This is a genomic window from Vibrio sp. A1-1, assembly GCF_021728175.1.
GTDB classification, from domain to species: Bacteria; Pseudomonadota; Gammaproteobacteria; order Enterobacterales; family Vibrionaceae; genus Vibrio; species Vibrio diabolicus.
In genome coordinates, this window is the sequence record NZ_JAKKCL010000003.1 from 289,937 (window position 1) to 302,746 (window position 12,810).

The following is a 12,810-nucleotide window of genomic DNA, read 5'->3' on the forward strand; positions in this document are numbered from 1 at the left end:
ATTAAATTACGCTACTTTTTATTAACGGTGTTGTAAAATAGCGACACGTTAAGATAGAAATACGAAATATTAAGGAGGGAAATAATTAGCTTTCTCATCACCAAAAAAAGCGCTTTATTGGCGATGAGCAGCAGTAGTAAACAAGTTGATTATATCGGAGCTGAAAAAAGCCATTGATAGCATGAAGAACCCACTACAATGAGCGGTTAAATTGCTCCACAGCCTCTACGACACGGCTAGCGCCATCTTGTATTTCGTTCATCACATTTCCCGCTTTTTCTGAAAGCTCTAGCGTATCTAGTGCTTCTTTTTGGCACTTGGCGATCAGTTGGACAGCATTATCGGTTCGCTCTAAGTTTTCAGTTACCATTGTGACAATTTCATCAGTGGTCGCATTAGTTCTTGTGGCAAGCTGTCTGACCTCGTCAGCAACAACGGCAAAGCCTCTACCATGCTCACCCGCGCGAGCCGCTTCTATCGCCGCATTTAACGCTAGTAAGTTAGTTTGGTCAGCAATACCACTGATGCTATTAACCAGTTCACTAATGCGTGATGAGTGCGCTTTGAGCTCGTCAATGGCCGTATTCGCTTGCTGCATTTGGTCAGACAGTGTTTGCACCTTTTCTAGCGTCGAACCTATCACTTGCTGACCTTGCAGTGTTTGTGTTCCGGTCTCTTGAGAAACTTCATTAGCCAATTGCGCAGCCTGAGCCATTTGCTGCTCTTGCATCACCTGCTGGGTGATGTCGGTCGCGAACTTGACTACCTTGTAGAGCTCTCCTCTATCGTTATGGATAGGGTTATAGGAGGCTTCTAACCATACCTCTTCACCGTAACGGTTAACTCGCTTAAATCGGTCTGAAGCAAACTGTCCTTTTGCCAAACGTTGCCAGAACTCGCGATAAGCTTCAGAACCAGCCTCTTCCTGATCGCAGAACATACGATGATGCTTTCCTTTAATTTGATCCAGTGTATAACCCATCGTACTAAGGAAATTATCATTGGCTTTTAATACATTACCATCTAACGTGAACTCAATAACCGCCATAGAACGGCTCAACGCATTCAGCATGTCCTCTTGCTCACGCGATGTTTTGATCGTTCGCGTAAGCTCAGAAGCAAACACAAAAAAGCTTTCAACTTCTTGATGTTCGTTCAAAACAGGCTGGATAACCGTTCGTAACCACGCTTCTTCGCCGTTGCCTTTAAGTACTTGCATCGCGCCATTCCAAAATACTTTGTCTTGAACGGCTCTCTTCATTCGATGAAAGTGCTCTGTATTACGCGAATTTGATGGAACCAACTCGGTAATCGGTTTCGCTAAAATATCCGCATCAGTGAAAAAGAGTTGTTGCTGAAGTTTTGTATTTGCAGAGGTAATGCAGCCTTTCTTATCCAGCCTTAAGCGAAGCATTTCTTCATCTAAACTGTGTTGGATTTGCTGCAAGCGTTGCAGATCCTGCTTTAATCGTTGGTTTTCTTGCTGAAGCGACTTATTAAAAAACATGACTTTCTCTCATTTGACTAATCTTCGAACTAGTCAACGGTTTATTATTTATATGCCCAATAGCCTGCAAAGATCCGATTTCGTTTGATCGTTCTTCAAACGCAATTCCTGTCTCCGAGCTGAGACACCTACATGACATAAGGCTATTTTTCTTTGTTATGACTTAAGCGCAGTATACTGAAATTTCTTCACCGCCCAAGTTGTTTATATATTTATCAATATTAAGACAATTGGCAGCTATTATAGATCCGTATTAATGCGGATAGTTGTATGGAGAAAGGATGTATTTGGATCAAAAAAAGCCCTTTCCATAAAGGAAAGGGCTTTGACTTAGTTCCCAAAATTTTTGCCGTTTTACAGCAGTTCCACCGACTGTTGAGCGATTACCCACTCTTCATTGGTAGGAATAACTAGTGCTTTCGCACCGAGCAACTCAGATGTTGCAATAACACCTGCGTTGCCAAATCTTGCATCTTCGTTGCCTTTCTCATCTTCAACAAAACCTAGCAGTTTTAGGTTTTTCAAGATTTCACGACGAATTGGTAGTGAGTTTTCACCAATACCACCAGTGAAGATGATGCCGTCTAATGAATCCAGAGCAGCTAGGTAAGAAGTAATGTATTTCGCAACACGGTAAGTGAAGATTTCAAATGCCAACTTCGCACGTGAGTTACCCGCTTCCATGGCTTCTAGTACACCACGTGCGTCACTTGTTACACCGGATACACCTAAGAAGCCTGACTTCTTGTTCATCATCTCGAACACTTCGTCTTTTTCCCAACCTTTACGGAAAAGGAACTCGATAACACTTGGGTCCAGGTCACCACAACGAGTACCCATCATTAGGCCAGCTAGCGGCGTCAAACCCATACTTGTATCAACACATTCGCCATTTTTAACCGCACTCACTGATGCACCGTTACCTAAGTGCACGGTGATAAAGCTGCTTTCTTCAACCGGTTTATCTAGCATTTTCGCTGCTTCACGGCTTACGTAGTAGTGGCTTGTGCCGTGAGCACCGTAACGACGCACTTTATGCTCTTCGTAAAGCTCGTAAGGAAGCGCGTACATAAACGCTTTTGCAGGCATTGTTTGGTGGAAAGCAGTATCAAACACAGCGAATTGAGGCAGTGAAGGGAATGCTGCCATTGCTGCTCGCATACCTTCTGCATTCGCTTTGTTATGAAGCGGCGCTAGCTCAGCAAGACGCTCAACTTCTTGAATAACTTTTTCATCGACTTTCACTGTGCCTTTAAAGGTTTCGCCACCAGCAACAATGCGGTGACCTACTGCTACAAATTTTGAGCTCAAACCCAAAGTCTCGAGTAGTTTTACCACTCGCTCAACAGCGTACTGATGATGGTTACCGCCAGCAGGAATTGCTTCAACGGTTTTTTCTCCCTGATATTTCCAACTGATTTCAGCTTCAGGTAGGCCAAAACACTCACCAATACCTGATACCAAAGCTTCACCGGTTTCAGAATCAATAACAGCAAATTTTAATGAAGAGCTACCAGAGTTGATCACCAGTACAAACGAATTAGACATGAAATAGTTATCCTGTTGTAGAGCAGAGGTTGTAATAGCGCTTGTGCGCTGCGTACTTCTTGTTTGCCCCTCTATTATTCAATAATTTTTTAATCTTTCAACAATCTTTTAGTAAAAGCGATTTGATTGAACAAATTTTGTTGATCTGTAGCAAGTTTTGATTTTATTTGAAGACTAAAAAATATGACTTGTTAAACATAATTTATGAATAGGTCAATTTGTACAAATTCAGAGATATGAGCTACGTTGTTTATTGGGTGAACAAAAATAATAAACCAATCAATAAATCGGGGTAATAATGTGCCCACTATTGCATTTCTATTAGTGATCTTAGGTTTGATTTTGCTCTGCTGGGGATGGCAGATGACAAAAAACATCTGCTCGAGAACTGATGTACCCGGGTGGACTTTCCTATTGTTGTTAATCAGCTGTTTCATTTTTTCGTATGCCGCTTTTTTACACGCTATAATGCAAAAACCTATCGCTTCCCTCTTGGAAACCGGAGTTTCTCTCATTCTATTCGGTGGCAGCATTTTTGTGGTGCTGGTTATCAAATGGAGTAACGACTCCATACTAGAACTTCATACCGTTGCTGAAAAAGAGAAGCGTAATGCCGTTCACGACGCACTTACTGGACTCCCTAACCGTAAATACTGCTTTGAGTTAATCGAAGATAGAATACAGTCTGGAGACCCTTTCTCAGTGATCCTTTTCGATGTCGTTAACTTTAAACAAGTCAACGATGCTATGGGACACTTTTGTGGAGACCAACTGCTGATTCAAATTGGGCAACGTCTCCAAGAGAAACTTAAAGGCAGTGACAAAATTTTCCGCGTTGGTGGCGATGAATTTGTCATCCTCACCTCGTCAGCATGCGAGGAAACAGGCAAAAGTCTCATCGAAGAGTTAGATTCGGCACTGTCTAATCGCTTCCATTTAGATGAGTTTCAAGTCTCTTCCCGCGTTGTTTTCGGTGTCAGTACCTACCCTTATGACGCTCTGTCCAATGATCTATTGATAAAGCACGCGGACATTGCCATGTATCACGCCAAACGAAATGGCAATCTCTTTGCATTTTATAATGAGGACATGAACGTCGGTGCCAAATACCAGCTCGAAATCTCTTCTCGTATTCAATGTGCGCTGGAAAAAGAGGAGTTCCAGCTATACTACCAACCGTTGATTGATGCACATACTAACTTAGCTGTCGGCTTTGAAGCCGTGATCCGTTGGCACGATGAAAATGGTAAAACGATTTCGCCTAACGACTTCATCCCCATCGCGGAGCGAAGTAATCAAGTGCACAACATCACCATGTGGGTCCTCAACCAAGTTGAAAAAGATCTCCAGACCTTTATAGAAAAAGACATCAAGCTTCCTGTCCACGTTAACTTATCTGCTAAAGATCTCTCGTCTAATTTATTGTTTAACCGTTTGGAAACACTGCTCAAGGTAAACCCTCAATTTGCTGACCTTATAAGCTTAGAGATTACTGAAACGATGGCGATTGATAGAGTTGTTGAGCTCAACCCCCTAATTCACCAAATCAAAGGATTGGGTATTAAGATCAGCTTGGACGACTTTGGCACCGGGTATTCATCTCTGTCGCTTTTGAGAGATCTCCCAGTTGATCAAATTAAAATCGACCGATCATTTCTTTGTACCGCAAGCCGGACAGAGGGCACCCGCTCTATCGTTGAGAACACAATAGCGTTAGCGCATGGCCTAGGGTATTCAGTCGTCGCAGAAGGCGTTCAAGACATGGATACACTGCATTTTTTACGCAGTCATGGCTGCGACATCATTCAGGGCTACTTGTTTTGTCCAGCCCTACCCTTAAACGAAGTAATAACCTGGGTAAATGAGCACGATGAAAAACAAAGCCGTATTCGACGCGCATAAAAAAGCCGAGCATTTCGCTCGGCTTTCAATTCTTGCGGCAATTTAATCAATTGCTCTGATCACTGATTCGTGATTATGCTTCTTGAGTACGACGACCACGGCCGTGACCACGCTCACCACGGTGGTTACCACGGTGATCACCACCACGGTTACGATCGAAGCGACGTTCGCCACCTTCACGGTTACCATCGCGGTTGCCGTCACGGTTACCACGGAAGCCACCTTCGCGACGACCGCCTTCACGACGATCACCACCACGGTTACCGCCTTCGCGGTTGCCACGGTAACCGCCGCCATCACGACGACCGCCATCGCGACGACCACCGTCACGGCGACCACCACGAGACTCTCGGAAGTCATCGAAGTCACATACTACAGCACCAACATCTTGTTGACGGATACGTAGTTTGCTTAGCTTGCCCGCAGCTTCAGAAGTCATTGCTTTTGGTAGCTGAACGAATGTGTGGCCTTGTGCCAGCTTGATCGCACCGATAGAGCCTTTACCTAGACCTAGTTCGTTCGCTAGAGCACCAACGATGTCTTTAACTTGAACACCTTGCTCGCGACCAACTTGAAGCTGGTAAGTATCCCAATCTTGGTTGTTGAAGTTACGACCGCCGTCACGACCACCTTCACGGCGCTCTTTGCGGCGTTGCTTATCACGCTCAATCGCTTCAACCATTGGATCTTCGCCAATGTAGAACAGAGGACGTTTACCTTGCTGGCGCTTAAGAAGCATAGCAGCAAGCGTTGCTGGGTCGATTTCTAGAGAAGTTTGTAGTTTCTCTACTAGCTCAGCAAATTTGTCTAGAGCTTTATGCTCTTTCTCTGCCTCAAGCTCAGCACCTAGCTTAGCTAGACGAGCTTCAGCAACTTGGTCACGTAGAGGAAGTTGAATCTCTTCCATAGATGACTTAGTTACGCGCTCGATGGTGCGAAGCATACGGATTTGGTTAGTGCGAACAAGAAGGATCGCTTTACCTTTACGTCCAGCACGGCCAGTACGACCGATACGGTGGATGTAAGACTCAACATCGAATGGGATGTCGTAGTTGAATACGTGCGTAATACGTGGAACGTCAAGACCACGTGCAACAACATCAGTTGCAACTAGGATGTCGATAACACCTTGTTTGATGTGATCAACAGTACGCTCACGTAGAGACTGAGGAATGTCGCCGTGCAGAGCGGCCGCTTTAAAGCCACGTGCAGATAGCCAATCAGCTAGACGCTCAGTGTCTTGACGAGTACGTACGAAGACGATTGACGCATCAGTTTCTTCCGTTTCAAGAAGACGAGACATCGCTTCATCTTTCTCTACACCCTTCACTACCCAGAACTGCTGTTGAACTTTGTCTACAGTGTGGTTCTTACCAGCAACGTCAACCATTACAGGTTCACGTAGGAAACGCTCAACGATTTTCTTAAGCATCGGAGGCATCGTTGCAGAGAATAGAACGCGTTGAGCAGACTCTGGTGCGTGTTCCATGATCGCAGTAACGTCATCAACGAAACCCATGTTTAGCATTTCGTCAGCTTCGTCTAGTACAAACGTGTTTACTTCATCTAGGTGTAGACGTTCACGGTTGATAAGGTCTTGTACACGACCTGGAGTACCAACAATAACTTGTGCACCACTCTTAAGAGCACGCATCTGATCTACGATAGAAGCACCACCGTAAATTTCTAAAACTTTAAGACCCTTGATGTTCTTACCAAGGTTTTTCATTTCAGCCGCAACCTGGATCGCTAACTCACGCGTTGGCGCAAGAACGATAGCTTGTGGTTTACGTTGGTTGAGATCAATCTTATTTAGAAGAGGCAGAGAGAACGCTGCCGTTTTACCTGTACCTGTTTGAGCTTTACCCAGCGCGTCAGCACCTTCCAACAGGTGTGGGATTGCCGCAGCCTGAATTGGAGTTGGTGACACGAAACCCATTCCGTCTAGAGCAGAAAGGATAGAATCATTCAGAGATAAATCGCTGAATTGAATAACAGAATCTTGCATTGGGATCCTACTTAATTAAACAAAAAAACAGTCCCATATGCTCTTCCAATTCGATACTGATTCATCCAGTTACTGATTCCATTCAGACAGGAACACAGCACAGTACACAACCGCGATAAGCCATTAGGGACGACTAAGGGAGGCGGATTATTCCTTAAAAGCATAAAAAAAGCCAGAAAAAATTGAATTACATCACAATTTATTCTCAATAATGGCATTTTTAGCATATTTTTCCACCAGCCCCACCATTCCCCGTAGATTTGCGCAGCTCGCAGATGAGTTTTTCATCAATATTTAAGCCGATTTCCTGCAATTCGATCAGCAAAATTCACGGCGAAATTGCGCTCCACAGGTAGTAATAATAGCTCGCAATGATTATAGTGTGCCCAACTCCATAGGTAATTTAAGAAAAGATGTTTCAAGATAACCCACTACTCGCTCAGCTTAAGCAGCAAATCCAAGAAAACCTGCCGAAAAAAGAAGGCTCAATAAAAGCCACAGATAAAGGCTTTGGCTTTTTGGAAGTGGACAGCAAGACTAGCTTCTTCATCCCACCTGCGTACATGAAAAAGTGCATGCACGGTGACAAAGTCGTCGCCATTATCCGCACAGAAAATGAACGCGAAGTTGCTGAGCCACAAGAGCTGTTAGAACAAGCCGTGACTCGCTTTATTGGTCGAGTCAAAATGTTCAAAGGCAAGCTAAACGTAGCACCTGATCACCCGCAGCTTAAAAAGCTTTCTCTTAAAGCGAAACTAAAGAAAGGTCTCAAACCTGACGAGTTCGCAGAGGGAGATTGGGTTGTCGCACATCTTATTCGCCACCCTCTAAAAGGCGATAACTCTTTCTTCGTGGAAATTTCTGAAAAAATCACAGACGCGAACGACAAAATTGCACCTTGGTGGGTAACGCTTGCTCAAAACGATCTACCAAACTCTGAGCCAGCAGGCATCGAGAACTGGGAACTAAAAGACGACGCCGATCTAGAACGCGTAGACATGACACACGTTCCTTTCGTGACTATCGATGGTGAATCAACCAAAGATATGGACGATGCGCTGTACGCGAAGAAAACCGAATCTGGCGATTTCGAACTGACAATCGCTATCGCAGATCCAACTGCCTACATCACACCAGAAGATGAAATGGATAAAGTAGCACGTGAGCGTGGCTATACTATTTATCTTCCGGGCCGCAATATTCCAATGCTGCCTCGCGATCTAGCAGACAACCTATGCTCTCTGATTGAAGGCGAAATCCGCCCTGCTATTTGCTGTACCGTAACCGTAAATAAAGACGGCGTAATTGGCGACGATATCAAGTTCTTTGCAGCAAACATCAAGTCACACGCACGCCTAGCATACGATCATGTGTCTGATTGGCTAGAAAACGGCAGCTCAGAAGCATGGCAACCATCTGAAGAGATCGCGACGATCGTTCGTGACCTTTACGACTTTTCCCTTGCTCGCGCTGAATGGCGTGAGAAAAACGCAGTGGTCTTCCCAGACCGTCCTGACTACCGTTTTGAGCTGAGTGAAGACAACGATGTGGTTGCTATCCATGCAGATATGCGCCGCAGTGCAAATCGCTTGGTTGAAGAGTCAATGATTACCGCAAACATCTGTGCTGGTCGTACACTGCGTGATAAATTTGAAACAGGTGTTTTCAATACTCATGCTGGAATTAAGACTGAGAAGATTGAAGAAGTGGTTCAACTTGTCAATCCAGAAGGTGAACTGGAATTCACAGCGGAGTCAATTACCACTCTAGAAGGCTTTGCTGCATTGCGTCGTTGGTTGGCTGCGCAAGAAACCTCTTACCTAGATAATCGTATTCGTAAGTTCCAAGCCTACAGTGAAGTAGGTAATCAGCCTCTTCCTCATTACGCTATGGGGCTGGATATCTATGCGACTTGGACATCACCAATTCGTAAGTACGGCGATATGATCAACCATCGCATGTTGAAGGCCGTCATCCTAGGCAAAGAGCCAGTGCAAAAACCTGATGATCAAGTCGGTGAAGAACTAGCTCTGCACCGTAAACATCATAAAATTGCTGAGCGAAATGTCTCAGATTGGTTATATGCACGTACGCTTGCTGATGAGCCGAACAAGAAAACTTGTTTCACAGGTGAGATTTTCGATATTAATCGTGCTGGTGCACGTGTCCGACTTCTCGAAAATGGCGCAGCAGCCTTTATTCCTGGTGCACTAATTCTTGATAATAAAGAAAGAATTGAGTGCAATGGCGACAACGGTACCATCTCTATCGATAAAGAGGTCGTATACAAACTTGGTGATACATTGGAAATTGTCCTTGCGGACGTAAACCAAGAGAACCGCAGTTTAGTTGCAAAGCCAACCCAGGTATTTGCTGAACAACCAGCAGCACAAGCAGAACAGACTGTAAGTGAATAATACCGAATGAAGTTAAAAGGCGCTCTATTGAGCGCCTTTTTTATTTGTTATGTAAAAATGATAAGAACGAATATGCCGAACATTGAGATCATTCGCTTTAATCACTTCACTGCGCGCAAAAGTGAGCGTTACACCGCAACACATAATGGCTTATATGTTGTTGAAGAAGGTGCCCTATTAGTTCATCAACCAAATGGTGAACAGTTTGAACTTAAAGCAGGAGATTTTACTCTCTACAACTCCGCTGATTTGAGCAGCGCAGAAGCCATCCCTAGTGAAAATGGCTTTAAAGCACTGGCTCTAGTCTTCAACCCAAATCTATTCTGTGACTTTAAAAAAGCACACCCAATGCTACGCTCCAAGACGGAAGAAAGGCGCTTCTATCCTTTTTCAGCGCAAACCAGCTGCGAAGTAGCACAACTAAAAGACACATTGGTCAACTTAGCGAGTCGCAATGCTCCAGACTACACACAAGGTCATATCGCAATGGCACTGCTGTCGTTAATGGTGGAGGTAGAGCCAAACATCCTATCAATCATAGATGATGCAAGCAGCCTAAGCGACTCTCAAAAGGCCATCAAGTATATTGAGAACAATATCGAGAAAGATATCACTCTGGAAGGCTTAGCGGCTCATATGAGCATGTCTATTGCGACCTTAAAACGCCGCCTCGCCGCAGAGGATCTTTCATTTTCACAGATATTAAAAGTGAAGCGGATCAACTTCGCCGCAACCCAGCTGCGCATGTCAGAAAAATCTATAACAGAAATAGCGTTTGAATCCGGGTTTAAAAGTGCAGCGCATTTCAGTACCGCATTTAAATCGGTTTACAACATGACGCCGAAAGACTTTAGAAACCAAGTCGTTAAATCCAAAGCATAAATCATGGTGACATTGACAGCTGTTAGAGTTGGAGCGTTCCCTATTCCCAAAAACACGCTTGAGGATCGCTTTCCAACTCGGTGAGTAGGTCTTCGAGCGTTTGACTGTATGGAAGTGGCTTATAAGGTATCCACCTTAATAATTCGTTGCGGTACTTTGGGACGTAGAAATACCAAAGCTGATTGCCCTCATCAAACACGATCTTCGCGACGGGAGAGGTATATTCGCAGTGCTGTGAATCAAGAAGAAAATGCGCTCTATGAAGCTCGACACCATTCTCCACTGGCTCATATAGGCACTTACCCTGCTCGACAGGCAGGTTAGCATTACGCGCAGAGCAGAGCGATTGAACTGATTTGTATAAACGACTTGTCGCCATTTGGGACACTGACATCAACGTTCTCCCGATGGATGATAGTTAGAGCTGTCGATCCTAGTATATAACCTTTACACCACCATCGATGGTGATTATCTGCCTACCTCAAACAAAAGGTGGCTATATTCTCATTTCCTCAGATTACCATCTCACTTTGCTTGGAAACGCTACCTACATCACCTCTTGGTTAGAAAGAATTCCTTTGTTTAGACCTGACAGTTCACAAAAGTGTAACCTGAACGCAATATCATAAACGCTGCTTTATACCGTATATGGAGTTTAATATGTTACGTTTTACTGTGGCGACGTTATTGGCCATAGCAGTCTCCCTCCCCGCCATTGCAAAAGAAATTAATATCTCTGGGTCAACCTCGGTTGCTCGCGTAATGGATGTACTTGCAGAGGAATACAACAAAACACACCCGGACGATTACATTGCAGTTCAAGGTATTGGTTCTAGTGCGGGTATTACAATGGTTAATAAAGGCGTAGCCGAGATTGGGATGAGCTCTCGCTATCTGACAGAAAGCGAAAAAGGTGAAGATCTCAACGTATATCCTATCGCTTATGATGGCCTAGCTGTTGTTGTAAACCGTACAAACTCTGTAAAAAACCTTTCCCAACAACAACTGTTTGATATCTACAAAGGTAAAATCAAGAATTGGAAAGAGGTTGGTGGTGCAGATCAACCTATCGCTGTTGTCACTAGAGAGGCATCTTCAGGCTCACGCTACAGTTTTGAAAGTCTGCTAGGACTAACCAAAATCGTAAATGATCGCCTCGTCTCAGATATCAGCCCGAACAACTTGGTTGTAAATAGCAACAGCATGGTAAAAACCATCGTGAACCATAATACTCGTGCAATTGGGTTTATTTCTGTGGGATCAGTAGATCGCTCAATAAAAGCGATTCAATTAGATGGTATTGACCCAACCTTCGGCAAACATTAGCAATCACAAGTATAAATTGGCGCGGCCATTCCTAGTACTCTACAAAGTAAATAAGATTAGCGAACCAGGTAAAGGATTCGTCACCTTCCTTCGTTCAGAACAAGGACAAAAAGCGATTGCTGATTACGGTTACACTCCAGTAAAAAGCTTTAATCAATAAAACCAAAAAGAGAGCATATTGATGCTCTCTTTTCATATGTTTTCTATCTGGCTCTGGAATTAGAAATGCAGTTGAATAACAGAAACGACAACAGCACCAGGTCGACGAATACCTTCGATTTCCACTTTAATTTCACGCTCGATCTCCAAACCTTTTTTGATCGGCGTTACTTTTGTTAACGTGCTGACAGCACGAACGTTGTTTCCTGCTTTAACAGGGTAAGGGAAACGAACTTGGTTTAAGCCTAAGTTAACGACCATTTTGGCTGTTGGGAACATTGGCTTATCAGGGTCCACTGAGTCAGTCAATTTAGGCAACAATGCTAATGTTAAAAAGCCATGAGCGATGGTTGTCTTAAATGGAGATTCAACTGACGCGCGTTCTGGATCTGTGTGAATCCACTGCATGTCTTCCGTTACCGCACCAAATTGATTGATACGTTCTTGAGATACATGCACCCAGTCACCAGTGTGAATCACTTCACCAATTTTTTCACTTAACTCGTCATACAGCTTTTGAGCCTCAGGTGCCATTACGATTGGTGCAGGTTGAGGCGCAACCTCTTCGTTAACAGCTGGCTGTTGGTGATCACGAACTTTTGAGAAAAGAAAGCTATTCTGAGCTTTTCCCAAAAAGTCACTCCAATAATCGCGTAACGTTGGAGACATCCAATTCATAAACTCGGATTGATGAGCAGAAATCGCATCAACTTTGTCTTTAAATAGATTTGTGACCTTCATAAACACCCTTAAAAAATTTAAGCACAACTGGCTATACCAGTTAATTTTGAATTAGTTCACAAAGTCTTGCAAATACTTTCGGGCGAACACCTGTACCCTAAAAGCAAGTTATTTCTTAAATATCATAAAGATAACAATAAAACACCATTTTATTGACTTGCGCCAAGATAAAGTAAAAACTCTATAAATTGCTACTATTTGTCTCTTTTTTACCCCATTTTCAAACTGTTTAACATTACATCAGCGACTATAAAACGAGCAAACAGTACTTCTATTATAATTCAGCACTTTACAAGTCGGACTATGCTCCCTATTATACG

The 12,810-nt window shown here is 43.8% G+C and carries 8 protein-coding genes and 1 pseudogene; 4 read left to right on the forward strand and 5 right to left on the reverse strand.

Annotation, left to right across the window (positions count from 1 at the left end; all coding sequences use genetic code 11):
* Positions 1–193: 193 nt before the first annotated feature.
* Both L3V30_RS08245 and L3V30_RS08250 read right to left on the reverse strand, forming a co-directional pair.
* Positions 194–1,507 (reverse strand): PAS domain-containing methyl-accepting chemotaxis protein, encoded by a 1,314-nt coding sequence (locus tag L3V30_RS08245; RefSeq protein WP_237308686.1) that lies wholly within the window; start codon positions 1,505–1,507, stop codon positions 194–196.
* Between the two features lie 354 nt (positions 1,508–1,861).
* The gene (locus tag L3V30_RS08250) at positions 1,862–3,055 is read right to left on the reverse strand and encodes an acetate/propionate family kinase (protein ID WP_006742422.1); all 1,194 of its coding nucleotides are present in this window, start codon (positions 3,053–3,055) and stop codon (positions 1,862–1,864) included.
* Between the two features lie 363 nt (positions 3,056–3,418).
* Between L3V30_RS08250 and L3V30_RS08255 the strand changes: the two genes are divergently transcribed.
* Complete coding sequence (locus tag L3V30_RS08255; protein WP_237308687.1) at positions 3,419–4,957, forward strand: EAL domain-containing protein; 1,539 nt, start codon at positions 3,419–3,421, stop codon at positions 4,955–4,957.
* Positions 4,958–5,030: 73 nt separating this feature from the next.
* Here L3V30_RS08255 and L3V30_RS08260 read toward each other — a convergent pair whose 3' ends face one another.
* The gene (locus L3V30_RS08260) at positions 5,031–6,965 is read right to left on the reverse strand and encodes a DEAD/DEAH box helicase (RefSeq protein ID WP_047009310.1); all 1,935 of its coding nucleotides are present in this window, start codon (positions 6,963–6,965) and stop codon (positions 5,031–5,033) included.
* Between the two features lie 413 nt (positions 6,966–7,378).
* Here L3V30_RS08260 and rnb point away from each other — a divergent pair, with 413 nt between their 5' ends.
* Positions 7,379–9,382, forward strand: coding sequence for an exoribonuclease II (gene rnb / locus L3V30_RS08265; protein ID WP_046873665.1), 2,004 nt, complete (start codon positions 7,379–7,381; stop codon positions 9,380–9,382).
* Positions 9,383–9,454: 72 nt separating this feature from the next.
* The gene (locus L3V30_RS08270) at positions 9,455–10,264 is read left to right on the forward strand and encodes an AraC family transcriptional regulator (RefSeq protein ID WP_225461190.1); all 810 of its coding nucleotides are present in this window, start codon (positions 9,455–9,457) and stop codon (positions 10,262–10,264) included.
* Between the two features lie 40 nt (positions 10,265–10,304).
* Here the strand turns inward: L3V30_RS08270 and L3V30_RS08275 are convergent, their stop codons facing one another.
* Entirely contained in the window at positions 10,305–10,658 is a 354-nt protein-coding gene (locus L3V30_RS08275) for a DUF3024 domain-containing protein (RefSeq protein ID WP_225461191.1), read from the reverse strand.
* Between the two features lie 266 nt (positions 10,659–10,924).
* Here L3V30_RS08275 and L3V30_RS08280 point away from each other — a divergent pair.
* A pseudogene (locus L3V30_RS08280) lies at positions 10,925–11,750 on the forward strand (phosphate ABC transporter substrate-binding protein).
* A 59-nt stretch (positions 11,751–11,809) separates the two neighbouring features.
* Here L3V30_RS08280 and L3V30_RS08285 read toward each other — a convergent pair.
* Positions 11,810–12,490: a MaoC family dehydratase gene (locus tag L3V30_RS08285; RefSeq protein ID WP_005391037.1), complete on the reverse strand. Its 681-nt coding sequence runs from the start codon at positions 12,488–12,490 to the stop codon at positions 11,810–11,812.
* Between the last annotated feature and the right edge of the window lie 320 nt (positions 12,491–12,810).

Coding starts and splice junctions, on each gene's coding strand:
- rnb (WP_046873665.1), top strand. CDS start 7,379: ATGTTTCAAGATAACCCACTACTCGCTCAGCTTAAGCAGCAAATCCAA.
- L3V30_RS08275 (WP_225461191.1), bottom strand. CDS start 10,658: ATGTCAGTGTCCCAAATGGCGACAAGTCGTTTATACAAATCAGTTCAA.
- L3V30_RS08250 (WP_006742422.1), bottom strand. CDS start 3,055: ATGTCTAATTCGTTTGTACTGGTGATCAACTCTGGTAGCTCTTCATTA.
- L3V30_RS08285 (WP_005391037.1), bottom strand. CDS start 12,490: ATGAAGGTCACAAATCTATTTAAAGACAAAGTTGATGCGATTTCTGCT.
- L3V30_RS08245 (WP_237308686.1), bottom strand. CDS start 1,507: ATGTTTTTTAATAAGTCGCTTCAGCAAGAAAACCAACGATTAAAGCAG.
- L3V30_RS08255 (WP_237308687.1), top strand. CDS start 3,419: ATGACAAAAAACATCTGCTCGAGAACTGATGTACCCGGGTGGACTTTC.
- L3V30_RS08270 (WP_225461190.1), top strand. CDS start 9,455: ATGCCGAACATTGAGATCATTCGCTTTAATCACTTCACTGCGCGCAAA.
- L3V30_RS08260 (WP_047009310.1), bottom strand. CDS start 6,965: ATGCAAGATTCTGTTATTCAATTCAGCGATTTATCTCTGAATGATTCT.